A 23,014-nucleotide genomic window follows, 5' to 3' on the forward strand; every position below is an offset into this window, starting at 1 on the left:
AAATGTCGGCAATGCTAAAGGATCGTCCGACGGCTGCCCAGCGGTGCCGGCCAACGCCCGGTGCCAACGCCGTCGGCCATGCGGCGGTGGCGAAAGGCGCCGAGAACAGGTCACGGAGGGGGCAATGCCAGGGCTATGGCTCGCTGGGCGTGCCCAGGGTGTCCAGGATCACCTCTCGGAGGGCCAGGGCGGCGGTGGAGAGCTCGCCCTGCACCAGGATGCCCACGGCGCGCTCGATCACCGGCCCCTCCAGGGGCAGGCAGCGGGCCCCCAGCTCCTCCATCTGGCGGCGGCACAGCGAGGGCACCGCGCTCACCCCGAGGCCGCTGGCTACCATCCGCCCCACGGTGGCCAGCTGATGGCTTTCGAAGGCGGTGGGCAGGCGCATGCCCTCGGCGCTCAGCTGCTGTTCCAGCAGGCGGCGTACCATGGAGGGGCGCTGCAGGGCGATGAAGTCTCGGGTCAGCAGGGTCGCCCAGGATAGGCGAGGGTGACTCGCTAGCAGCGACTCCGGCGGCACTACGGCGACGAAGCGGTCGCGGAACAGCGGAGTGAAGGCCAGGCTGCCGCTGGCCTCGGGTTCGAAGGCGATGCCCAGCTCCACCTGGCGGTTGCGCACCATCTCGATCACCTGTTCGTTGATCACGTCGTGCACCGTGACGTTGATGCGCGGGTAGCGGCTGCGGAAGGCCATCAGCGCCGGCGGCAGCAGGTTGCCGGCGAAGGAGGGCATGGCGGCGACCCCCAGGCGACCCATCTGCAGGGTGAAGCGCTGGCGCATCAGCTCCTCGGTGTTGTCCCACTCGGCCAGCAGCTGCTTGGCCAGCGGCACCAGCGATTCCCCCTCGGGGGTAAGGCGCACGCTGCGGGTGCTGCGGGTCAGCAGGCGGCCGCCGAGGCTCTCCTCGAGCCCCTTGATGGCCAGGCTCAGCGCCGGCTGGGAGAGGTGCAGGTGTTCGCAGGCCTGGGTGAAGCTCAGGGTCCTGGCCACGGCGAGGAAGGCACGCAGCTGCTTGACGGTCATGATGGCTCCCGGCGACCTACGACGAAGGTGCAATTAATAAGTCGGCCCGATCAAACGATAAGAAAAACAAACTTAACAAATATATCGCGCGGGACAACACTGGGCGACGTTACCACCTCGACCCGGTATCCTTTCCGGGGTATGCAGTCCCGAGACCTTCATCCACAAGAACACGAGGCGCCCTATGGCCGGATTCGACAAGCGCGTTAACTCCTACGAAGAGGCGATGGCAGGCATCGACAGCGGCATGACCGTCGCTGCCGGTGGCTTCGGCCTCTGCGGCATCCCCGAGAACCTGATCGCCGAGATCAAGCGGCTCGGGGTCAAGGACCTCACCGTCATCTCCAACAACTGCGGCGTGGACGGCTTCGGCCTGGGCCTGCTGCTGGAGGACAAGCAGATCTCGCGCATCTACGCCTCCTACGTGGGCGAGAACGCCCTCTTCGAGCAGCAGATGCTCAACGACGAGATCGAGGTGATCCTCACCCCCCAGGGCACCCTGGCCGAGAAGATGCGCGCCGGCGGCGCCGGCATCCCCGCCTTCTACACCGCCACCGGCTACGGCACGCCGATCGGCGAGGGCAAGGAGGTGCGCGAGTTCAACGGCCGCCACTACATCCTCGAGGAGGCGTTCCACGCCGACTTCGCCATCGTCAAGGGCTGGAAGGCCGACCGCTACGGCAACGTGATGTATCGCGACACCGCCCAGAACTTCAACCCGCTGGCGGCCACCTGCGGCAAGATCACCGTGGTGGAGGTCGAGGAGATCGTCGAGCCGGGCGAGCTCAAGCCGGACCAGATCCACACCCCGGGGATCTACGTCGACCGCATCATCCAGGGCTCCTTCGAGAAGCGCATCGAGAAGCGCACCGTGCGCGAGGCGTGATCCCCCCCGCGGCAAGCGTTTCTCAACGATCGTTTCTTACCGAACAAAGAGGCAACAAGATGGCACTGACTCGCGAACAGATGGCAATGCGCGTGGCGCGTGAGCTGGAAGACGGCTTCTACGTCAACCTCGGCATCGGCATTCCCACCCTGGTGGCCAACTACGTCCCCGACGGCATCGACGTCATGCTGCAGTCCGAGAATGGCCTGCTGGGCATGGGGCGCTTCCCCACCGAGGCGGAGGTCGACCCGGACATGATCAACGCCGGCAAGCAGACCGTCACCGCCCGTCCCGGCGCGGCGATCTTCGACTCCGCGGAATCCTTCGCCATGATCCGCGGTGGCCACGTCGACCTGACCGTGCTGGGCGCCTTCGAGGTCGACCAGAACGGCAACATCGCCTCCTGGATGATCCCCGGCAAGCTGATCAAGGGCATGGGCGGCGCCATGGACCTGGTGGCCGGCGCGGAGAACATCATCTGCACCATGACCCACGCCTCCAAGCATGGCGAGTCCAAGCTGCTGGAGAACTGCAACCTGCCGCTGACTGGCGCCGGCTGCATCAACCGGGTGCTGACCGACCTCGCCTACCTGGAGATCAAGGATGGCGCCTTCCACCTCAAGGAGCGCGCCCCGGGCGTCTCCGTGGAGGAGATCCAGGCGCTGACCGCCGGCAAGCTGGTGGTGCCGGACCATGTGCCGGAGATGACCTTCGACTGAGTCTTGCGGCTCCCGCCACGGGACCCCGTGAACGCCAGCGGCCCGGACGACTGTCCGGGCCGCTGGCGTATGGGGCCATCATCGAGCGACCCGCAGCCTCGCCGCCTCGCGGTTGGCGATTCGCTGACCACTCGGCGCCAGGGCCGGTGGCATCGGGGGCGCACGGGGATGTTGCACAGCGTTATCCACAGATTCTGTGGATAGCGGTCATGACAGCTCGCAGCGAGTGTGATGCGGCAGCAGCAGCTCCACCGCGCGCTCCTGGTTGGCGCTGACCGCCTTCTGCACCAGCGCCAGGCCGCCGGTCTCGATGCGGTGCTCGTCGCCCTCGGCGAAGGGCAGGCGTCGCGAGCCGGTCGGGTAGAAGCGGTAGTCGAGCAGGGGCGATACCGGGAAGAGACCATGATGGCGGTCGTCGGTGCCGGCGAAGCCGGCCTGCTCGAGGCCCTCGTCGAGGGTCGCCAGGGATTCGCCGAGGCGCTGGCAGTCATAGCCCACGTGGTGCAGCCGTGGTCCGTTGACCGCCAGCAGCGCCGCCAGCGGGTGGGCCTGGTAGAGCGCCTGGTAGGTGGCCCAGTCGGGCATCGGCCAGGGACGGCCGCGGCACAGCCGGTTGGGGCCGCGGTGGGCCGACTCGCTGGCTTGGTTGACCAGCGCCTCGAGCCGCTCCCGCGGGGCCCTGGCCAGGGTGCCCAGCTGCAGTTCGGCCACCACCAGCCAGGGACCCTCGTCGGGAGCGGCCAGCAGGTTGACCAGCAGGCCGCGGTCGGCCATGGCGTGGCGGTGGCGGACGCGATAGCCGAAGTGTTCCAGGGAGGGGAGCAGGGCATCCATACCGTGATGGCGATGGTTGAGGGTCAGCAGTGCCAGGTACTCGGCGGGGGCGTCGACCGGCCATAGCCGCAGGCCGCCGATCTCCGGGTGCTGGTGAACGAAATCCAGCCACAGCTGCTGGATGAACTCTTCCCTCTGCATCGAACTTCCTTCCCTTGTCATCGAGACTGGCGGGAAGTATAGGCAGCCTGGGCAGAGGGCCTTTCAACGCCACGACCACGCAGCCGGGAGGGTGGGGTCAGTGGGGCTGGGCTGCCGCCATCAGGTCGTGGTCGCGCACATACTGGTCGAACTCGGAGAAACCGCCGATGGGGGTGTCGTCGAGGAACACCTGGGGGACGGTGTGCACCGGCGTGCCCACCTTGGCGGTGAGGTCGGCCTTGGTCAGCCCCTCGGTCGGCATGTCCACATAGCGAAAGCCGTCGATGGCGCCGGCGGCCTCGAGGCGTTGGGCGAGGTCCTTGGCGAAGACGCAGAAGGGGCAGCCGGGGCGGCCATAGAGGGTCACGAACATGGGCTCTCCTTGCGCACGCGGCGCATGAAAATGGAAGTGGCGCCCATTGTCGATGATCCGCCTCCCTGAGGCCAATAGGGGCTGTCGAGGCCAGCTATTGGCAGGCGCTATCGCGTCGCCGGCGCTGCCCGGGTCAGGGCCCTGTGAGTTCGCCGGCGTCGGCGCGGCGCAACAGCTCGCCCAGTTCGGCATGGATGCCGGGGCTCGACACCAGCAGGTTGTGGCCGAACAGCGCGGGGGGAATGCCCTCGGGGCAGGGGTAGAGGTGGCCGACCCGTGCGCCCGCCTCGGCGGCGATCAGCCAGCCGGCGGCGAAGTCCCAGGGCGAGACGCTCTCGTAGTAGGCATCCAGCCGCCCGCACGCCACGTCGCAGAGGTCGAGGGCCGCGGAGCCGTTGCGGCGCACGTCCTGGCAGTGGTCCAGCACGGCCGCCAGGCGGCGCAGCAGGGGCGGGCGGCTGTCGCGGCGATAGGGGAAGCCGGTGGCCACCAGGCTGCGCCCGAGCTCGCGGCGACGGCTGGCATGGATCGGCGCGTCGTTGCACCAGGCGCCCTGGCCGCGGATCGCGGTGAAGGTCTCGCCCAGGAAGGGGGCGTGGACCACCCCGAGGCGGGTCTCGCCGTCCACCAGGAAGGCCATGGAGACCGCCACATGGTGCAGACCGTGGGCGAAGTTGACGGTGCCGTCGATGGGGTCCACCACCCAGAGTGGCCCGCTGGCGGCAAGGTCGCCCTTGTCCGGGGCCAGCTCCTCGCTGAGGCGCGCCTCGCCGGGGAAGGCCGCCTCCAGCCGCTCGCCGATATGGCGATCCACCGCCACGTCGATGTCGGTAACCAGCTCCTGGCCTGCTTTGTAGCGGTGGCCGAAGTCCTGGTGGTGACGGGCGTGGCGGATCCGCTCGCCGGCCTCCCGGGCGATCTCGAGGGCAATGGCGAGGCGGTCGGTGTCGTTCATGGGCACTCTCCGAGGCGGTGGCTGTGGCGACAGCCTAGCAGCTCGGGACGCGCCTCGGCAGGTCGGCTGTGCCCTCGCCGAGAGACTCCCTATACTGGCGCGATTCGTCGCCGAGGAGAGAGCCATGCATGCCCTGACGCCCGAGCAGTACCGTCGGCTGCGCGACCTGGCCCGCGCCTGGACCGCCGTCCACCAGCGCGGGGCCAAGGCCGCGTCCCACTTCAACCCGCGCCTGGCCGCCGATGCCCTCTGCTTCCAGTGCTACCGTCTGCCCGACCATGGCGACCAGCTGGTGGGGGCCCTGGTGACCCCGCTGTCGCTGTGGCTGGTGATGCTGCCCGCCGAGGAGGCGGCGCCGGGTCCCGAGCCTGGCGCGCGTACCACCCTCACGCTACCCTCCGGGCGCTACCCGCTGGAGGCGGTCGCCCTGGGCGATTCGCTCTCCTGCTGGCGCCTGGTGCTGCTGGATGACCTGGCCGATCTCGACAGCCGCCAGGCCGCCAGCCGCCTGGCCCAGCGGCTGATGGAGCGGATCATGGCACCGGCAGAGGAAGAAACGGCAGGGACCCCCGAGGGCGAGTCGGGCTGAGTCCGGCCGTCGCCGAGGTGGCGCGGCCTGCCGCCTGCGCCTTATGCTGGGCGGGCGGTTTTCCCGTCAACGTGAATCGAACAAGGAGTCGTCCATGTCAGGTATTGTCACCCCCCGCGTCGCCCTCGTCACCGGCACCAGCAGCGGCATCGGCGAGGCGGTGGTGCGCCATTTCTGCTCGCTGGGCCATCAGGTGCTGGCCGTGGACTTCAACCCGGCAGGCCAGGAGGTCGCCGAGCAGGCGGGAGCCGCCTTCTTCCAGGCCGACCTGACCGACGGCGAGGCCTGCAAGGCGGCCGTGTCGGAGGCGGTCAAGCGCTTCGGCCGGGTCGATATCCTGGTCAACAATGCCGGTATCCAGCATGTCTCCCCCATCGAGGCGTTCCCCGAGGCGAAGTGGCGCCAGATCATCGACCTGATGCTAACCGCCCCCTTCCTGCTCACCCAGGCGGCCTGGCCCTCCATGCGCGAGAACGGCTGGGGGCGCATCGTCAACATCGCCTCGGTCCACGCCCAAGTGGCATCGCCGGGCAAGTCGGCCTACATCAGCGCCAAGCACGGCATGATCGGCCTGACCAAGACCGCCGCGCTGGAGGGGGGCGCCCAGGGCATCACCGCCAACGCCATCTGCCCGGCCTACGTGAAGACGCCGCTGGTGGATAACCAGATCGCCGACCAGGCGAGGCTGCACGGCATGCAGGAGCAGGAGGTGATCGAGCAGATCATGCTCAAGAACGCCGCCGTCAAGCGCCTGATCGAGCCCGCCGAGGTGGCCGAGCTGGTGGCCTACCTCGCCTCTGACGCCGCCGGCGCCGTCACCGGCGCCAGCTGGAACATCGACCTGGGGTGGACGGCGCAGTAAGCGCCGTCGGCCAGCGGAAAGCCACAAGGAGCAAGCGGCGAGGAACCCCTTGATGCCTCGCTCCTTGTTTCGTGTTCCTAGCGTCTCACCGGCCGCTTCTGCAGCTTGCGCTGCAGGGTGCGCCGGTGCATCCCCAGGGCGCGGGCGGTGGCCGAGATGTTGCCGTCATGCTCCTGCAGCACCTTCTGGATATGCTCCCAGGCGATACGGTTGATGGAGGGGGGCTGTTCGGCCACCTCGGTCTCCGGGTCGCCGGCATCCTTGTCGAAGGCCGCCAGCACCTCGTCGGCATCCGCCGGCTTGCACAGGTAGTTCACCGCCCCCAGCTTGATCGCCTCCACCGCGGTGGCGATGCTGGAATAGCCGGTGAGGATCACCACGCGACACGCGGGCACCACCTCGAGCAGCTCGGGCAGCAGCTTGAGGCCGGACTCGTTCTCCAGCTTGAGGTCGAGGGTGGCCAGGGTGGGCCGGTGCTGGCGCGCCAGGGAGAGCGCCTCCTGGGCATCGCGCGCCACTACCACCTCGTAGCCGCGGCGCGTCATGGCGCGGTCGAGGACGTGGCAGAACATCTCGTCGTCGTCGATGATCAGCAGGCGTTCGGGCGTCTCTTGCATGGGACTCTCGCTCGGTTGGGGTTCAGTCGCCGGCGGCGCTGCGCGGCAGCACCACCTCGGTGAGGGTACCGCCCTCCGGGTGATTGTAGAGGCTGACGCCGCCACCGAAGCGGTTGATGGTGGCGTGGGTCAGGAACAGCCCGATGCCCATGCCCTTGCTCTTGGTGGAGACGAAGGTCTCGCCGAGCTGGTCGGCGATGGAGAGGGCCACTCCGGGGCCGTGGTCGCGGATGTCGATCACCACCTCCTCGTCGTGCCAGTCGAGGCGGATGGCGATGTCGTCCGGGTTGGCATCGGCGGCGTTGTTGAGCAGGTTGGTCAGCGCCTGCTCCAGGGTGGTGTCCACCGCCAGCCAGGGGCGGCCACGGTGCTCGGCCACCTCCAGCCGGTGGCTGACGTCCGGGCGCAGCACCAGCCAGCGCTGAACCAGGCCCGCCAGCCACACCTCGGCGTCCTCGACGCGTGGTTCGCCCATGCGCCGGCGGTCGGCGCTCTCCACCAGCTCCTGCAGGCGGCGCTTGCAGGTGTCGACCTGGCGACGCAGCAGTTCGATGTCCTTCTGCAGCATGGGGTTGTCCGTGGCCTCCTCGCGCATCTCGGCGAGCAGCACCGCCATGGTCGAGAGCGGGGTGCCCAGCTCGTGGGCGGTGCCGGCGGCCTGGGTGGCCACCGCCAGCACCTGCTCGTTGCGCAGCGCCGCCTCGCGGGTGCGTGACAGGGCCTGCTCCCGGCTGCGCAGGGCGTGGGCCATCTTGTAGATGAAGAAGGTCACCAGCCCGGCGGAGAGGGCGAAGTTGAGCCACATGCCGAGCACGTGCAGGTTGAGCCCGGTGCTGCCGGCATGGCCGCCGGTGAGCTGGGGGACCGGCTGGTGGAAGGCGAGCAGGGTGCTGTAGCCGACCATGGAGGTGGCGGCGATGATCCAGGCGCAGCGCCAGGGCAGGGTGGCCGCGGCGATGGTCACCGGCACCAGGTAGTAGGTGATGAAGGGGTTGCTGGCGCCACCGGTGAAGTAGAACAGCAGCGTCAGCCCGGCGACGTCGGCCAGCAGGTGCAGCAGGTACTCGCCGTCGCTGACGGCGCGGTGGCGTCCCAGGCGCCACCAGGTGGCCAGGTTGATCAGCGCCATCGCCAGCACCACACCGATCACCGCGGCGACCCGCAGCTGGAAGCCGAGCACCTCGACCCCGAAGATGATGGCGGCGAGGAATCCGGTCCAGGTGATGCCCCGAACGATCGTCAGGCGCACCAGGTTGCGGTTGGGGGTGGAGAGCGGCAGTGGCTGGGTGACTGGCATGGTGACTCCCGGTTCAGGACCTCCATCATAGCGCGACGCTGCCACCCGTTGGGCGCGACGGCCTACATTTCGGCCCCGCGAGGGCGTAGAATGCCGCCATCGCGCCACGCGGCCATCACTCACGCACCGCTCCGGTGCCACGACGACGAACCCCCCATCGATGTCAGACGCCAACCTGGCCCGCGAAGTCGGGCTGAGAAGAACCTTCGCCATCATTTCGCACCCGGATGCGGGCAAGACCACCATCACCGAGAAGATGCTGCTGTTCGGGAACGCCATTCAGCTGGCCGGCTCGGTGAAGAGCAAGCGCGATGACCGCCACGCCACCTCCGACTGGATGAAGATGGAGCAGGAGCGCGGCATCTCGGTGACCACCTCGGTGATGCAGTTCCCCTACGGCGGACGCATCGTCAATCTGCTCGACACCCCCGGCCACGAGGACTTCTCCGAGGACACCTACCGCACCCTCACCGCGGTGGACTCGGCGCTGATGGTGATCGACGGCGCCAAGGGCGTCGAGGCGCGGACCATCAAGCTGATGGAAGTGTGCCGGCTGCGCACCACGCCGATCCTGACCTTCGTCAACAAGATGGACCGCGACATCCGCGATCCCATCGAGGTGATGGACGAGGTCGAGGAGGTGCTCAACATCCAGTGCGCGCCGATGACCTGGCCGATCGGCATGGGGCGCCACTTCAAGGGCGTCTATCACCTCTACAACGACGTGATCCACCTCTATACCCAGGGGCAGGGCAGCCGCATTCCGGATGACCGGCGCATCGAGGGGCTCGACAGCCCCGAGGTGGACGAGGTGCTGGGCGAGGAGCAGGCCGAGGAGCTGCGCATGGAGGTGGAGCTGGTGCGCGGCGCCTCCCACACCTTCGACCATGACGCCTACCTGCGCGGCGAACTGACCCCGGTCTACTTCGGTACCGCCATGGGCAACTTCGGTGTGCGCGAGATGCTCGACGGCTTCGTCGAGTATGCGCCGCCGCCCCAGCCCCGCGAGACCGACACTCGCACGGTGGAGGCCGATGACGGCCGCTTCACCGGCTTCGTGTTCAAGATCCAGGCCAACATGGATCCCAACCACCGTGACCGCATCGCCTTCCTGCGCGTCTGCTCGGGCAAGTACGAGAAGAACATGAAGATGCGCCACGTGCGGATTGGTAAAGATGTAAAAATAGCGGACGCCTTGACCTTCATGGCCTCGGACCGCTCCCAGGTGGAGGAGGCGTGGCCCGGCGACATCATCGGCCTGCACAACCACGGCACCATCCAGATCGGCGATACCTTCACCCAGGGCGAGGACATGCGCTTCACCGGCATCCCGCATTTCGCCCCGGAGCTCTTCAAGCGCGTGCGCCTCAAGGACCCGCTGAAGATGAAGGCGCTGCAGAAGGGCCTGCAGCAGCTCTCCGAGGAGGGCGCCACCCAGGTCTTCATGCCGCTGGACAACAACGACCTGATCCTCGGCGCCGTGGGCACCCTGCAGTTCGACGTGGTCGCCCACCGGCTCAAGGAGGAGTACAAGGTCGAGGCGGTCTACGAGGGGGTGAACGTCAACACCGCCCGCTGGGTCTACTGCGACGACGCCAGGAAGCTTGAAGAGTTCAAGCGCAAGGCCAGCACCAACCTGGCGATCGATGGCGGCGGCTACCTGACCTACATCGCCCCCACGCGCGTGAACCTGCAGATGACCCAGGAGCGCTGGCCGGAGATTCGCTTCCAGCCCACTCGCGAGCACTGAGCCGCCAAGCAGCCAAGCCGCATGGCGCCCAGGCGAGCGGCGCCGGGGACAGGTCTGGAGGGGGTCTTTTTCCAGGGAAGGAAAAAGTAGCCTACAGGGAAGTATTCACGGCGCCCCCGAACAGGCCTGTCGCCGGGCAAGCCGCGACAGAAGGCACCTCTTCGGAGACACATCCGATGCTCATCGACGCCCACTGCCATCTGGACTTCCCCGACTTCGATGCCGACCGCGAGGCGGTGTTCGAGCGGGCCAGGGCGGTAGGTGTCACGCACTTCGTGGTGCCGGGCACGACCCGCCGGCGCTGGCCCGGTGTGCTGGGGCTGGCGGCGCGGGACGACGTCAGCGTCTGCCTGGGGCTGCACCCGTATTTCATGAAGGAGCACGCCGAGGGCGATATCGAGCGGCTGGCGCAGGCGCTGGAGGATCACCCGGAGGTGGTGGCGCTCGGTGAATGCGGTATCGATGCCCGTTTCGCCGACACCCTCGATGACCAGTGGCGCCTCTTCGACGCCCAGCTGCGGATCGCCAAGGCACGCAGGCTGCCGGTGGTGATCCACTGCGTGCGCGCCAATGACCGGGTCGCCAAGCGCCTGCGCCAGCTGGCGCTCCCTGCCGGCGGGCTGATCCACGCCTTCGCCGGCTCCCCCGAGCAGGCCAGGGCCTTCCTCGACCTGGGGTTCGTCGTCGGCCTGGGTGGGGCGGTGACCTTCGAGCGGGCGAAGCGCCTGCGCCGGGCGGTGGTGAGCCTGCCCGACGACGGCTATGTGCTGGAGACCGACAGCCCCGACATGCCCCTGGCCGGCCACCAGGGGGAGCGCAACGAACCGGCGAGGGTGGCCGAGGTGTGCCGGGTCGTCGCCGGGCTGCGCGGTCAGGCGCCCGAGGCGGTGGCGGCCAACAGCACCGCCACCGCCCGTCGGCTGTTCCGGCTCTGAAGTCGGTAAGGCTCAGGCGTCGCCGACCAGGCTCTCCGGATCCAGGCGCTCGATGGGGTAGGGCAGCTTCAGCGGCTTGAGCCGCTGGCCCGACACCGTCAGCGGGCCGAGGTCCTCCTTGGTGCTCAGCACCGCCAGGATCTCCGCCTGCTCATAGGCGTCCAGTTCGGCGGCGACCACCTCGCCGACCGCCTTGCCCTCGGCCGTCTCCACCTGGCTACCCAGCGCGGGGAGTTCCCCCCCCTCCAGCTGGGCGCGCGCCAGGCGGCGCTTCACCTGGCCCCGGAAGTGCGCGCGTGCCACCACCTCCTGGCCGGTATAGCAGCCCTTCTTGAAGCTGATGCCGCCCAGTGCCTCCCAGTTGAGCATCTGGGGCAGCAGGGCGTCGCGATGGGTCGGCGTGAGCCACGCCAGGCCCGCCTGGATATCGTGGAGGCACCAGACGGCATTGCCCACCGGTGTGGCCTGATCGGCGAGGCGTGGCCAGGCCTCGGCCGCCATTGCCTCAGGGAGCAGGGCGAGCAGCCGGGGGCGTGGCCCGGGGTGGGCGAGCAGCTGGACCTCGCCATCCCCGGCCTGGTGCCAGGGCGCCGGCGGGGCGATCGCCAGGCGCGCCTCGGCCAGCGCCGCCGCCTCCTGGCCGATCAGGCCGATCAGCGCCAGGTCGTCACGCGGGGTCAGCTCGACCTGGTAGAAGGGGGCGAACTTCTTCAGGTGCTCGGCCAGCGATTCCACCAGCCCCCGGTGCAGCAGCAGCCGGTAGTGACCCTCGGCAACGCGCAGCAGCTGGGCGTTGGCCAGCATGCGTCCCTTGGGGGTGCAGAAGACGGTCAGGGGGGCCAGGTCGCCGTCCACCAGGCCGAGCTGGGCGCTGGTCTGGCCCTGCAGGAAGCGCTCGGCGCCGGTGCCGATCACGTCGAGCACGCCCAGGTGCACCAACGGCGTCACCACCGTGGCGTCCAGCGCCGTGCGCGCCGGCGCCGGGGTGTCGAACGCGATGCGGTCATCGGCCTCCTGCCGTCCGCCCAGGGCGGTGATCCAGTCTTGCATGGGGTGCCTCGTCGTCATGGGGAACTATCCATCTTATGCGGGCGGTGATGCGACATTGCAACCGCTGTCCGCCCTGCGTGCCCATGCTAGACTCGGTCCTTCACCCATGCCAGGCAAGCGGGGAGTGCGCGATGGCCAGCCAGTCATTGAGCTTCAAGGGCGTCACCGACGCCGACCAGGTCAACCGCATCACCACCGCGCTGATGATGCTGGACGGCGTCGACAGCGTGGAGGTGGGGCGCCATGGCGCCGAGGTGGAAGGCCGCGTGCGCCGCGAGGCGCTGGTCAAGGCGATCGAGGCCCTGGGGCTGTCGATCGAGGTCAAGTGAGCAGGGAGAATCCGTATGCAGAAGAGCATTGAGATCACGAGCGTTCGCAACCATATCTACCGCCAGCGGGTCGAACTGGACGGCTTCGAGGACCTCTTCGTCGACGTCCCCGAGGCCTACGGCGGCGAGGGCAGCGCCCCAGACCCCCATGACTACTTCGACCTCTCGCTGGGCGCCTGTAAGGCGATCACCTCGATGATGTACGCCCGGCGCAAGAAGTGGCCGCTGGAGGGCATCAGCGTCACCGTGCATCGTGACGACAGCGACGAGCGCCACGGCACCTACCGCCTCGACGTGGCGATGACCTTCCACGGCATCGGCGACCCCGAGCAGGTCGCTCGCCTCGAGGAGATCAGCCACAAGTGCCCCATCCACCGGTTGATGACCAGCGCCACGGTGGAGGTGAGCACCCGCGCCGTGACCCCGGCCTGACCGGGAGCCGCCCCTGCGGCGACCCTCGGCGTCGCCGCCCTGACCCGGAGAGCCCATGAGCAAGCCCTTTCGCCTCGCCTCGAAGTTCCAGCCCGCCGGCGACCAGCCGACGGCGATCGCGGGCCTGGTGAACGGCCTGGAGGCGGGCCTCGCCCACCAGACCCTGCTCGGCGTGACCGGCTCCGGCAAGACCTTCACCATGGCCAACGTGGTGGAGCGCCTGCAGCGCCCCACCATCGTCATGGCCCCCAACAAGACCCTGGCGGCGCAGCTCTACGGCGAGTTCAAGGCGTTCTTCCCCGACAACGCCGTGGAGTACTTCGTCTCCTACTACGACTACTACCAGCCCGAGGCCTATGTGCCGTCGTCGGACACCTTCATCGAGAAGGACGCCTCCATCAACGACCACATCGAGCAGATGCGCCTCTCCGCCACCAAGGCACTGCTGGAACGCCGCGACGCCCTGATCGTGGTCTCGGTGTCGGCGATCTACGGCCTGGGTGACCCCGACCAGTACCTGAAGATGCGCCTGCACTTCACCCGCGGCGAGCTGATCGATCAGCGCAAGTTCCTGCGTCGCCTGGCGGAGCTGCAGTACACCCGCAACGACATGGACTTCAAGCGCGGCACCTACCGGGTACGTGGCGACGTCATCGACATCTTCCCGGCCGACGCCGAGGATGAGGCGGTGCGGGTGGAGCTGTTCGACGACGAGATCGACTCGATCCGGCTGTTCGATCCGCTTACCGGCGAGGTGCGTGGCGAGGTGCCGCGCATGACCGTCTACCCCAAGTCGCACTACGTGACGCCCCGGGAGACCATCCTCGGCGCCATCGACCAGATCAAGGCGGAGCTGGCCGAGCGTCTCGAGTGGCTCAGGAAGCACGAGCGGCTGGTGGAGGCCCAGCGCCTGGAGCAGCGCACCCTCTATGACATCGAGATGATGCTGGAGCTCGGCTACTGCAACGGCATCGAGAACTACTCCCGCTACCTCTCGGGGCGCAACCCCGGCGAGCCGCCGCCCACCTTCTTCGACTACCTGCCCGACGATGCACTGCTGTTCATCGACGAGAGCCACGTCAGCGTTCCCCAGGTGGGCGGCATGTACAAGGGCGACCGCTCGCGCAAGGAAACCCTGGTGGAGTACGGCTTCCGGCTGCCCTCGGCGCTGGACAACCGCCCCATGAAGTTCGAGGAGTGGGAGGCGATCAGCCCCCAGACGATCTTCGTGTCGGCGACTCCGGGTCCCTACGAGGCCGAGCATGCCGGCCAGGTGGTGGAGCAGGTGGTGCGTCCCACCGGCCTGCTCGACCCGGAGCTCGAGGTGCGCCCGGCCACCACCCAGGTGGACGACCTGCTCTCCGAGATCCGCCTGCGCGCCGAGGTCGGCGAGCGGGTGCTGGTGACCACCCTGACCAAGCGCATGGCGGAGGATCTCACCGAGTACCTGGACGAGCACGACGTGCGGGTGCGCTACCTGCACTCAGACATCGACACCGTGGAGCGGGTGGAGATCATCCGCGACCTGCGGCTGGGCAAGTTCGACGTCCTGGTGGGCATCAACCTGCTGCGCGAGGGGCTTGACATCCCCGAGGTCTCGCTGGTGGCGATCCTCGATGCCGACAAGGAGGGCTTCCTGCGTAACGAGCGCTCGCTGATCCAGACCATCGGCCGCGCCGCCCGCAACGCCCACGGCAAGGCGATCCTCTACGCCGACCGGGTCACCGACTCCATGCGCCGTGCCATGGAGGAGACCGAGCGCCGTCGCGCCAAGCAGATCGCCTTCAACGAGGAGCACGGCATCACCCCGCAGACGGTGACCCGCTCGGTGGCGGACATCCTCGAGGCGGCCCAGACTCCCGGGAAGAAGGGCAAGGGGCGCCGCGGCGAGCGCAAGGTAGCCGAGCCGGCCGGTGTGTATGACCCCGCCGACCTCTCGCCACAGGAGGTGGCGCACGAGCTCACCCGGGTCGAGGACGCCATGTTCGAGGCCGCCCAGAACCTCGAGTTCGAGGAGGCCGCGCGGCTGCGCGACCGGCTGCACGAGCTCAAGGAGCGACAGCTGGCGCTGGGGGCGGTGTAGCCGGTGTTACCCCTTAGAGTATCCATATTTATACCGTTATCTTGCTTTATCTCCACTTCGATATAAGCCTTGCTACCGCGCCATGTCGGCAACGGGGAGGGTAGGGTATAATGCTTGCCGTTCGAGCCCGCCATGCCGCCCCGGGGCCGTGCGGGCAAGCCGACCACGCCAAGGAGTCCCTTGCTGATGACCGTGATTCGCCAGGACGATCTGATCCAGAGCGTCGCCGATGCACTGCAGTACATCTCCTATTACCACCCCAAGGACTTCATCGACGCCATGGCGGCGGCCTACGAGCGCGAGGAGAATCCCGCAGCCAAGGACGCCATCGCCCAGATCCTGATCAACTCGCGCATGTGCGCCATGGGCCATCGGCCGATCTGCCAGGACACCGGCATCGTCACCGTCTTCGTCCACGTGGGCATGAACGTCCAGTGGGATGCCGAGATGAGCCTAGACGACATGATCAACGAGGGCGTGCGTCGCGCCTACCAGCTGCCCGACAACGTGCTGCGCGCCTCGGTGCTGGCCGACCCAGACGGCGCCCGCAAGAACACCGGCGACAATACGCCGGCGATCATCCACCACAAGATCGTGCCTGGCGACACCGTCGAGGTGTTCGTGGCGGCCAAGGGCGGCGGCAGCGAGGCCAAGTCCAAGTTCGCCATGCTCAACCCCTCCGACAGCGTGGTCGACTGGGTGATGGAGCAGCTGCCCAAGATGGGGGCGGGCTGGTGCCCGCCCGGCATGCTGGGCATCGGCATCGGTGGCACCGCCGAGAAGGCCATGGAGATCGCCAAGGAGGCGCTGCTCGATCCCATCGACATCCAGGAGCTGCAGGCCCGTGGCGCCTCCAACCGCGCCGAGGAGCTGCGCCTGGAGCTCTACGACCGGGTCAACAAGAGCGGCATCGGCGCCCAGGGCCTGGGTGGCCTGACCACGGTGCTCGACATCAAGGTCAAGGACTACCCGACCCACGCCGCCAACAAGCCGGTGGCGATCATCCCCAACTGCGCCGCCACCCGCCACGCCCACTTCACCCTGGATGGCTCCGGTCCCGCGGCGCTGCCGGCGCCGAAGCTCGAGGACTGGCCCGAGATCACCCGTGAGATGGGCGACAACGTCAAGCGAGTCGACCTCGACAGCATCACCCCCGAGGAGGTGCAGACCTGGCAGCCCGGCGACACCCTGCTGCTCAACGGCAAGCTGCTCACCGGCCGTGATGCCGCCCACAAGCGCATGGTGGACATGATCGCCAAGGGTGAGCCGCTGCCGGTGGACCTGAAGGGGCGCTTCATCTACTACGTGGGTCCGGTGGACCCGGTGGGTGACGAGGTGGTCGGCCCGGCCGGTCCCACCACCGCCACCCGCATGGACAAGTTCACCCGCACCATGCTGGAGGAGACCGGCCTGCTGGGCATGGTCGGCAAGGCCGAGCGCGGTCCGGCGGCCATCGAGGCGATCCGCGACAACAAGGCGGTCTACCTGATGGCGGTGGGCGGCTCCGCCTACCTGGTCGCCCAGGCGATCAAGAAGTCCCGCGTGGTGGGCTTCGAGGATCTGGGCATGGAGGCGATCTACGAGTTCGAGGTCGAGGACATGCCGGTGACCGTGGCGGTCGACAGCCAGGGCACCTCGGTGCACCAGACCGGCCCGGCCAAGTGGAAGGAGATCATCGCCGAGCGCGCCTGATTCGCAGTCCGAGCCTTGCAGCGGCCCCGCCATCTGGCGGGGCCGCTGCCGTTTGGGTATGCTGCAACACATTGTTTCTGCGGGGAGTGCACATGACTTCCTGGCTGATCGGCCTGGCCATCTTCGTCATCCACCTGCTGGGCGTCGTCTCGGCGGTGCTGGCATTGATGTCGAGTCGAACCTCCCAGGGGGCGATCGCCTGGATCCTCTCCCTGGTCACGCTGCCCTATGTGGCGGTGCCCGCCTACTGGATCTTCGGCCGCCCACGCTTCTACGGCTACGTCTCGGCCCGCGGCGAACGCGACACCGTCCTGCGCCGGGTGCTGGCCCGCTATCGCAGCCGGGTGGAGCCCTACCTGGCCGACATCCGCGACCCCGACGTGCGCGCCGTGGAGCAGCTCGCCCAGATGCCGATGACCAGCGGCAACCGTGCCGAGCTGCTGATCGACGGCCAGGCCACCTTCGACAGCCTCTTCGCTGGCCTCGCGCGCGCCGAGGAGTATGCCCTGGTGCAGTTCTTCATCGTGCGCAACGACGCCCTGGGGGCCGAGCTGAAGCGCCACCTGCAGCAGGCCGCCGAGCGCGGGGTGCGGGTCTACTTCCTGTATGACGAGATCGGCAGCCACCAGCTCAACGAGGGCTACCTGCGCGACCTGGCCGAGGCCGGCATCGAGGTCAGCGCCTTCCGCTCCTCGCGAGGCTTCCGGCATCGCTTCCAGCTCAACTTCCGCAACCATCGCAAGGTAGTGGTAGTGGACGGCCGCGAGGGCTGGGTCGGCGGCTTCAACGTCGGGGTGGAGTACCTGGGGGAGCATCCCCGTCACGGCCCCTGGCGCGACACCCATCTCAAGCTGACCGGCCCCAGCGTGCTGGGCCTCCAGGAGGCCTTCTGGGAGGACTGGCACTGGGCTACCGGGGAGATGATCACCCTCGACTGGGTGCCCAGGGTGACCTGCGAGGAGTGCCACAAGGTGGTCATCGTGCCCTCGGGGCCGGCCGATCGTCAGGAGACCGCCAGCCTGCTGGTGCAGCACGCCATCCACAGCGCCCGAGAGCGCTTCTGGGTCACCAGTCCCTACTTCGTGCCCGACCAGGGGGTCCAGGATGCCCTGCGCCTGGCCGCCATGCGCGGTGTCGACGTGCGCATCATGATGCCCGAGCGCCCGGACCACCTACTGGTGTTCCTCTCGGCCTTCTCCTTCCTGCCCGACATGCTGCGCGCCGGGGTCAGGGTCTACCGCTACCAGCCCGGCTTCCTGCACCAGAAGGTGATGCTGGTCGACCACGAGGCGGCCAGCGTCGGCACCGTCAACCTCGACAACCGCTCCTTCCGGCTCAACTTCGAGATCACCGCCTTCCTGCCCGACCGCGCCTTCGCCGCCGAGGTGCGGAAGATGCTGGAGCGCGACTTCGCCCAGTGCCGGCGCATCAGCCTGGAGGAGCTCACCTCGCGCCCGCTGTGGCGCAAGCTGGTCTCCCGGGCCGCCTACCTGCTGGCCCCGATTCAGTGATATATTAACCGCTTGCGATGACCGGCCTGGCTGGTCATTACGCCCACCACACGGATCGGGAGTCGCGGTGAACCTCGAGACCAAGTGGCTGGAGGACTTCGTTGCCCTGGCCAACACGCGCAGCTTTTCCGCCTCGGCGCGTCAGCGCCATGTCACCCAGCCGGCCTTCAGCCGCCGCATCCGCTCCCTGGAACAGGCGGTGGGAGCGACTCTGGTGGACCGCTCCACCACCCCGGTGGGGCTGACCCCGGAGGGGCAGCTGTTCCTGGTCACCGCCCGCAACCTGGTGGAGCAGCTCAACGAGAGCCTGGGCCACCTGCGCGGCCTGGCGATGGCCAACGAGGCGCTGGATATCGTCGCCGCCCACTCCCTGGCGCTGAGCTTCTTTCCGCCCTGGATCTCGCGGCTGCAGCAGGGCGTCGGCGAGCTGCCCACCCGCCTGGTGGCGATGAACGTGGGCGAGGCGATCCATGTGCTGCGCGAGGGCAACTGCGACCTGATGCTCGCCTACCACGACTCCCACGCCACCATGCAGCTCGACTCCGAGGTCTTTCCCTCCTTCTCCATCGGCCAGGTGAAGATGGTCCCGGTGAGCCTGCCGGACGAGGAGGGCGAGCCACGCTTCGCGCTGGAGTCGGAGGAGCCGGTCCCCTATCTCGCCTACACCCAGGGCGCCTTCCTAGGGCGCAGCGTGCGCATGCTGCTCAAGAACGACCCGCTGCGCCTGCGTCTGCGCACCGTCTACGAGACCGCCATGGCCGAGGGGCTCAAGGGCATGGTGATGCAGGGCATGGGCATGGCCTGGATCCCGGACTTCTGCATCCGCGAGGAGCTCCGCGACGGACGCCTGGTACGCGCCGGCGCCGAGAAGTGGGACATCCCCCTGGAGATCCGCCTCTACCGCTGCTCCCTGGTCCACAAGCCCGGCGTCGAGAAGCTCTGGAAGCAAATGCAGAAGCTGCCGCGTGACTTCCTCCAGGCTTGAGCTCCCTCTTCGCTCGCGACGGAAATCCCATCCTTATCGATGAACTAGGCTTTGTCTGAAAAGTCGGCGAGCGAAGGTCAGACAAGGCAAAAATCGGTGAAAAGACGGAGTTTACGAGTTGTAAATGAGGTCTTTGAGTCGATTTTTAACGCCGTATGGTCGAGCGCAGCCAGTTTTCGGACAGAGCCTAGGTGCCGCCGAAGTCGGCGGGTAGCCCCAGGAAGTCCTGAATGATGAAGAAGTGGTCCTCGAAGAGGCTCTCCGGGTCGAGGTCCGCCAGGGCGACCCAGCGTGCATGGTCGCCCCCCTGCACCGGCTTGAGCCGCGGCAGCTGCTGCTCTGGGCGCAGGGCGAAGTAGAAGGCCTCCGCCAGGGTGCGCCCTCGCCAGCTGCGGTGGGGCTCGTCGAACAGCCGCTGGCCGCGCAGCGAGCCCTTCAGCACCGGCTCCGGCACCTTGAGGCGTACCCGCTCGCGAAGCTCCCTCAAGCAGGCATCGAGCAGGCGCTCATGGGGATTGATGAAGCCGCCGGGCAGCGCGTAGAGCCCCTTGCCCGGGGCGGCGGTGCGCCGCACCAGCAGCACGTGACCCGACTGCACCACCACGGCGTTGACGGTGACGAAGATGGGCGGGTAGGGGGCCTGGGCCCAGGCGCTGCGGTACTGGTCCAGCAGCCCCTGCTCCTCGATCAGCTGCCGATAGCCCTCGCCCTGGCAGAAGCCGCGCAGGGTCTCCACCACGCCGGGCGGCAGGTCATGGGAGGCGCCGGTGCTCAGGTAGTCACCGGCCGAGGAGGCGGAACGGAACAGCCGCTCGCGGATCTGGCTGGCCGAGATCCCCTCCACCAGCGGCACGCTGACCGACTCCCACTGCGGGAAGAGCGACAGGTAGTAGCTCGACTGGCCGCGGCTCGCCCCGATCAGGCCGATGCGCGGCAGGCGCACGCCGAGGGGCCTGGCGATATCGCGTACCTTGCGCTGAACGTCGCGCACCCAGACGTCGTTGTTGTAGAGGGCGTCGAGCAGCGGCACCACGGCGAGGCGCGCGTTCTCCTCGTCGTCGAAGGCGCTGCGCAGCATCGCCTGGCGCTCGGCGAAGCGCCAGGGGTTTCGCAGCGAGCGCGCCTGCCACGAGGAACCCACCAGCACGATCACCTGCCGCGCGCGCTTGAGCGCCTCGTGGATCACCGCCAGATGGCCCAGGTGGGGCGGCTGGAAGCGGCCGATGAAGACCAGGCAGTCGAAGTCCGGGGAGTCGGGGGCGTCCGAGCGCGGGGGCATGGGGTGACCTGCTGGGGAGTGGCCGGCCCATTATGGTAGCGCTCACAGGGGCTTGCAACGCGAGTGGGGACGCTAGCAAGGCTATCCTGGCAAGCTCTCATCTCTCGGGGCTGATCTGGGGGCAAGCCTTTGAGGAGGCGCTGTTCTGGGGGCAAGCCTTTGAGGAGGCGCTGTGAACCCCTCCCTGGGCGCTACCGACGCCTTCCCTGGCGTAGGACCTCCTCGTCGGCTTGCCCCCAGCGCCCCTCGGGTGTGGAACTGCAGTAGCCCCGGGAAGCGAGAAGACGCCCGCGGCGGGCTTCGGTATGCTGTCGGAAACACAGGGAAGCGGGGAGCGCGATGTTCGATCCACGGAAACTCTCGCCGGCGCGGATCCGGGAGGAGATTGGGTTCTGGTGGCGGGTGCTGCATGGTGCCGTGCGTCTCTGGCTGGAGCGCAACGCCTTCAGCTACGCCGGCTCGCTGGCCTTCTACACCCTCTTCTCGCTGGCCCCCACGGTGATCATCGCGGTCACGGTGATCGGCCTGGTGCTGGGGGAGGAGGCCGCCCATGGCCAGATCGTCGCCCAACTGCAGGGCACTATGGGCCATGATGCCGCCGCCGCCATCGAGGCCGCCGTCGCCCAGTCACGCATCGAGGAGTCCGGCCTGCTGCCCAGCCTGCTGGGCATCGGCGCCCTGGTGGTCGGTGCCACCACCGTCTTCGCCCAGATGCAGTTCTCCCTCAACACCCTGTGGGGCGTCACCGCCCGCCCCAGCGCCAACAGCGCCCTGGTGTTCGTCAAGAACCGCCTGCTGTCGCTGACCGTGGTACTGGCCATCGGCTTCATCCTGCTGGTGTCGCTGGTGCTCGGGGTGATGCTGCGCGCCACCCTGCAGGCCGCCGACACCCTGCTGCCCTACGTCGGCCTGCTCACCACCGGAGCCGAGTTCCTGGTCTCGCTGGTGGTGATCGCTGCGCTCTTCGCCACCATCTTCAAGGTGCTGCCGGACGTGGTGCTGAGCTGGCGGGATGTGGCGGTGGGGGCCGTGGTCACCGCGCTGCTGTTCGCGGTGGGACGCTCAATGATCGCCCTCTACCTCTCGCACACCGCCACCGCCTCCACCTACGGCGCGGCGGGCTCGGTGGTGATGATCCTGCTGTGGGTCTACTACAGCTCGCTGATCCTGCTGTTCGGCGCGGCCTTCACCCGCTGCCACCTGGCCGAACGCGGCAAGCCGCTGGTGCCGCGCAACACCGCGGTGGTGGTGCGCCGCGAGCTGCTCGAGGGTGAGCATCACTCGCCGGCCAGCGGCGGGACCGCGACGCCTGAGGCCGCCTCGCCACGGCGCGATGGCGCCTAAAGGGACCGGGGGGATGCCACCAGCGCCACCGTTCCCGAGGCTGGCCGAGCGCGGTGGCGGCTGGTAGAAAGGGGGCGGCCATCGAGACAAGGAGTTCGCCATGGAGACGACCTGCGTGAAGGCCCTGGTGACCGGCAAGGTCCAGGGCGTCTGGTATCGCCGCGCCACCCAGGAGCAGGCGCTGAAGCAAGGGCTCACCGGCCATGCCACCAACCTCCCCGACGGCCGCGTGGAGGTGCTGCTGTGCGGTCGCCGCGACGCCGTGAAGGAGGTCGCCGAGTGGCTGTGGAAGGGGCCGGAGAACGCCCGGGTTACCCACGTGGAGTTCGAGGTACTCGACACCCACGCCCCGGACGACTTCCGGACCGGCTGAGCCTCAGGCGAGGACGTCGGCGATCCAGTCGCTGACCGCCTCGCCGTCGACTTTGAGGCACACCTCCACCACCGGGGTGCGCGACCAGCGCGCCTCGATGAAGCCGCGCCCCTCGGGGGCGAAGATCGTCTGCCCCTCGGCGTCGCCCTCGGTGGCCACGGTGAGGTGGCCGCGCGCCGTGGTGAAGAGCTCCGGGCGCAGCAGCCACGCCAGGGCACAGCTGTCGTGGGGGCAACAGCCGTCGATGCCCAGGAATTCGTGATAGAAGTCGCGGTAGAAGGCGTAGCTGCCGGCCAGCACCTTGCCGAGCTCGCCCTGGCCCGCCTCGATGCGCGCCATGTGTGCCGGCGTCAGCACGCAGCGGTGGGTGACGTCGAGCCCTACCAGGGTCAGCGGCCAGCCGGCGGTCAGCACCCGCGACGCGGCATCGGGGTCATTGAACATGTTGGCCTCGGCCACCGGCGTCACGTTGCCTCCCTCGCGGATCGAGCCCCCCATGATCACCACGCCCTTGACCCTGTCGATGATGCCGGGGTCGAGCTGCAGCGCCGCGGCCAGGTTGCCCACCGGGCCCACGGCCACCAGGGTCACCTCTCCGGGGCGCGCGTTCACGGTGTCGACGATGAACTGCGCCGCGCTGCGAGGATCGGCCTTTCCCTGGACCTCGGGCAGGGCGATATCGCCCAGGCCGTTGGCGCCATGGATATGCGCCGGCGGCGCGTGGCGCGCCTTGACCATCGGCGCCGCCGCGCCCTGGGCCACCGGTACCTCACCGCGACCGGCCAGCTGGGCCAGCAGCAGGGCGTTCTTGGTGGCGACCTCCACGTCGACGTTGCCGTAGGTAGTGGTCATGCCCAGCAGCTCGATCTCTGGATGGCGCAGGGCGATGGCGATGGCCTGGGCGTCGTCCACGCCCGGATCGGTATCGAAGATGATGGAATGGGTCACGGCTCT

23 protein-coding genes are annotated in these 23,014 nt (G+C 68.4%); 14 read left to right on the top strand and 9 right to left on the bottom strand.

Annotated features, from left to right (window positions below; genetic code table 11):
- Positions 1-133: 133 nt before the first annotated feature.
- Entirely contained in the window at positions 134-1,024 is an 891-nt protein-coding gene (locus BLP95_RS05840; RefSeq protein ID WP_089677461.1) for a LysR family transcriptional regulator, read from the bottom strand.
- Between the two features lie 184 nt (positions 1,025-1,208).
- Between BLP95_RS05840 and BLP95_RS05845 the strand changes: the two genes are divergently transcribed.
- Positions 1,209-1,910, top strand: a complete 702-nt coding sequence (locus BLP95_RS05845; protein WP_089677462.1) for a CoA transferase subunit A — start codon at positions 1,209-1,211, stop codon at positions 1,908-1,910.
- 59 nt (positions 1,911-1,969) lie between these two features.
- Entirely contained in the window at positions 1,970-2,629 is a 660-nt protein-coding gene (locus BLP95_RS05850; protein WP_089677463.1) for a CoA transferase subunit B, read from the top strand.
- A gap of 207 nt (positions 2,630-2,836) precedes the next feature.
- Here the strand turns inward: BLP95_RS05850 and BLP95_RS05855 are convergent, their stop codons facing one another.
- The 3 genes from BLP95_RS05855 to BLP95_RS05865 all read right to left on the bottom strand — a co-directional run bounded on the left by BLP95_RS05855 (position 2,837) and on the right by BLP95_RS05865 (position 4,932).
- Entirely contained in the window at positions 2,837-3,604 is a 768-nt protein-coding gene (locus tag BLP95_RS05855) for a VOC family protein (protein WP_089677464.1), read from the bottom strand.
- Between the two features lie 97 nt (positions 3,605-3,701).
- Positions 3,702-3,977 carry a GrxA family glutaredoxin gene (locus tag BLP95_RS05860; protein ID WP_089677465.1) on the bottom strand — a complete coding sequence of 92 codons (276 nt, stop codon included), beginning with the start codon at positions 3,975-3,977 and terminating at the stop codon, positions 3,702-3,704.
- Positions 3,978-4,110: 133 nt separating this feature from the next.
- The gene (locus tag BLP95_RS05865; RefSeq protein ID WP_089677466.1) at positions 4,111-4,932 is read right to left on the bottom strand and encodes an inositol monophosphatase family protein; all 822 of its coding nucleotides are present in this window, start codon (positions 4,930-4,932) and stop codon (positions 4,111-4,113) included.
- Positions 4,933-5,056: 124 nt separating this feature from the next.
- On the opposite strand from BLP95_RS05865, the gene hybE reads away from it, so the two are divergent.
- A complete protein-coding gene (gene hybE, locus BLP95_RS05870; RefSeq protein ID WP_176760233.1) occupies positions 5,057-5,521 on the top strand; it encodes a [NiFe]-hydrogenase assembly chaperone HybE in 465 nt (154 codons plus the stop codon).
- Positions 5,522-5,615: 94 nt separating this feature from the next.
- Positions 5,616-6,383: a 3-hydroxybutyrate dehydrogenase gene (locus BLP95_RS05875; protein ID WP_089677468.1), complete on the top strand. Its 768-nt coding sequence runs from the start codon at positions 5,616-5,618 to the stop codon at positions 6,381-6,383.
- A gap of 77 nt (positions 6,384-6,460) precedes the next feature.
- Here BLP95_RS05875 and BLP95_RS05880 read toward each other — a convergent pair whose 3' ends face one another.
- Together BLP95_RS05880 and BLP95_RS05885 are read right to left on the bottom strand one after the other, a co-directional pair.
- Entirely contained in the window at positions 6,461-7,000 is a 540-nt protein-coding gene (locus BLP95_RS05880) for a response regulator transcription factor (RefSeq protein WP_023006862.1), read from the bottom strand.
- Between the two features lie 22 nt (positions 7,001-7,022).
- The gene (locus BLP95_RS05885) at positions 7,023-8,297 is read right to left on the bottom strand and encodes an ATP-binding protein (RefSeq protein ID WP_089677469.1); all 1,275 of its coding nucleotides are present in this window, start codon (positions 8,295-8,297) and stop codon (positions 7,023-7,025) included.
- A gap of 160 nt (positions 8,298-8,457) precedes the next feature.
- Between BLP95_RS05885 and BLP95_RS05890 the strand changes: the two genes are divergently transcribed.
- Both BLP95_RS05890 and BLP95_RS05895 read left to right on the top strand, forming a co-directional pair.
- Positions 8,458-10,047: a peptide chain release factor 3 gene (locus BLP95_RS05890; RefSeq protein WP_089677470.1), complete on the top strand. Its 1,590-nt coding sequence runs from the start codon at positions 8,458-8,460 to the stop codon at positions 10,045-10,047.
- A gap of 176 nt (positions 10,048-10,223) precedes the next feature.
- Positions 10,224-10,982: a TatD family hydrolase gene (locus tag BLP95_RS05895; RefSeq protein ID WP_089677471.1), complete on the top strand. Its 759-nt coding sequence runs from the start codon at positions 10,224-10,226 to the stop codon at positions 10,980-10,982.
- A gap of 12 nt (positions 10,983-10,994) precedes the next feature.
- On the opposite strand, the gene ygfZ is transcribed toward BLP95_RS05895, so the two are convergent.
- The gene (gene ygfZ, locus BLP95_RS05900; protein WP_089677472.1) at positions 10,995-12,032 is read right to left on the bottom strand and encodes a CAF17-like 4Fe-4S cluster assembly/insertion protein YgfZ; all 1,038 of its coding nucleotides are present in this window, start codon (positions 12,030-12,032) and stop codon (positions 10,995-10,997) included.
- Positions 12,033-12,163: 131 nt separating this feature from the next.
- Here ygfZ and BLP95_RS05905 point away from each other — a divergent pair, with 131 nt between their 5' ends.
- The 6 genes from BLP95_RS05905 to BLP95_RS05930 all read left to right on the top strand — a co-directional run bounded on the left by BLP95_RS05905 (position 12,164) and on the right by BLP95_RS05930 (position 19,064).
- Complete coding sequence (locus tag BLP95_RS05905; RefSeq protein WP_089677473.1) at positions 12,164-12,361, top strand: copper-exporting P-type ATPase CopA; 198 nt, start codon at positions 12,164-12,166, stop codon at positions 12,359-12,361.
- A gap of 15 nt (positions 12,362-12,376) precedes the next feature.
- Entirely contained in the window at positions 12,377-12,793 is a 417-nt protein-coding gene (locus BLP95_RS05910) for an OsmC family protein (RefSeq protein WP_089677474.1), read from the top strand.
- 55 nt (positions 12,794-12,848) lie between these two features.
- On the top strand, positions 12,849-14,876 hold the full coding sequence (gene uvrB / locus BLP95_RS05915) for an excinuclease ABC subunit UvrB (protein WP_089677475.1): 2,028 nt from the start codon (positions 12,849-12,851) through the stop codon (positions 14,874-14,876).
- Positions 14,877-15,062: 186 nt separating this feature from the next.
- A complete protein-coding gene (locus BLP95_RS05920) occupies positions 15,063-16,568 on the top strand; it encodes a fumarate hydratase (protein ID WP_089677476.1) in 1,506 nt (501 codons plus the stop codon).
- 92 nt (positions 16,569-16,660) lie between these two features.
- Complete coding sequence (gene cls / locus BLP95_RS05925; RefSeq protein ID WP_089677477.1) at positions 16,661-18,079, top strand: cardiolipin synthase; 1,419 nt, start codon at positions 16,661-16,663, stop codon at positions 18,077-18,079.
- 67 nt (positions 18,080-18,146) lie between these two features.
- The gene (locus BLP95_RS05930) at positions 18,147-19,064 is read left to right on the top strand and encodes a LysR substrate-binding domain-containing protein (RefSeq protein ID WP_089677478.1); all 918 of its coding nucleotides are present in this window, start codon (positions 18,147-18,149) and stop codon (positions 19,062-19,064) included.
- A gap of 187 nt (positions 19,065-19,251) precedes the next feature.
- On the opposite strand, the gene BLP95_RS05935 is transcribed toward BLP95_RS05930, so the two are convergent.
- Entirely contained in the window at positions 19,252-20,343 is a 1,092-nt protein-coding gene (locus BLP95_RS05935) for a bifunctional nicotinamide-nucleotide adenylyltransferase/Nudix hydroxylase (RefSeq protein WP_089677479.1), read from the bottom strand.
- Between the two features lie 339 nt (positions 20,344-20,682).
- On the opposite strand from BLP95_RS05935, the gene BLP95_RS05940 reads away from it, so the two are divergent.
- Both BLP95_RS05940 and BLP95_RS05945 read left to right on the top strand, forming a co-directional pair.
- Positions 20,683-21,687: a YihY/virulence factor BrkB family protein gene (locus tag BLP95_RS05940; protein ID WP_089677480.1), complete on the top strand. Its 1,005-nt coding sequence runs from the start codon at positions 20,683-20,685 to the stop codon at positions 21,685-21,687.
- Positions 21,688-21,787: 100 nt separating this feature from the next.
- On the top strand, positions 21,788-22,060 hold the full coding sequence (locus BLP95_RS05945; RefSeq protein ID WP_089677481.1) for an acylphosphatase: 273 nt from the start codon (positions 21,788-21,790) through the stop codon (positions 22,058-22,060).
- 3 nt (positions 22,061-22,063) lie between these two features.
- On the opposite strand, the gene BLP95_RS05950 is transcribed toward BLP95_RS05945, so the two are convergent.
- On the bottom strand, positions 22,064-23,008 hold the full coding sequence (locus tag BLP95_RS05950) for a nucleoside hydrolase (protein WP_089677482.1): 945 nt from the start codon (positions 23,006-23,008) through the stop codon (positions 22,064-22,066).
- Positions 23,009-23,014: the final 6 nt, after the last annotated feature.

Origin of the sequence: Halomonas shengliensis (assembly GCF_900104135.1) — a bacterium.
GTDB lineage: Bacteria > Pseudomonadota > Gammaproteobacteria > Pseudomonadales > Halomonadaceae > Halomonas > Halomonas shengliensis.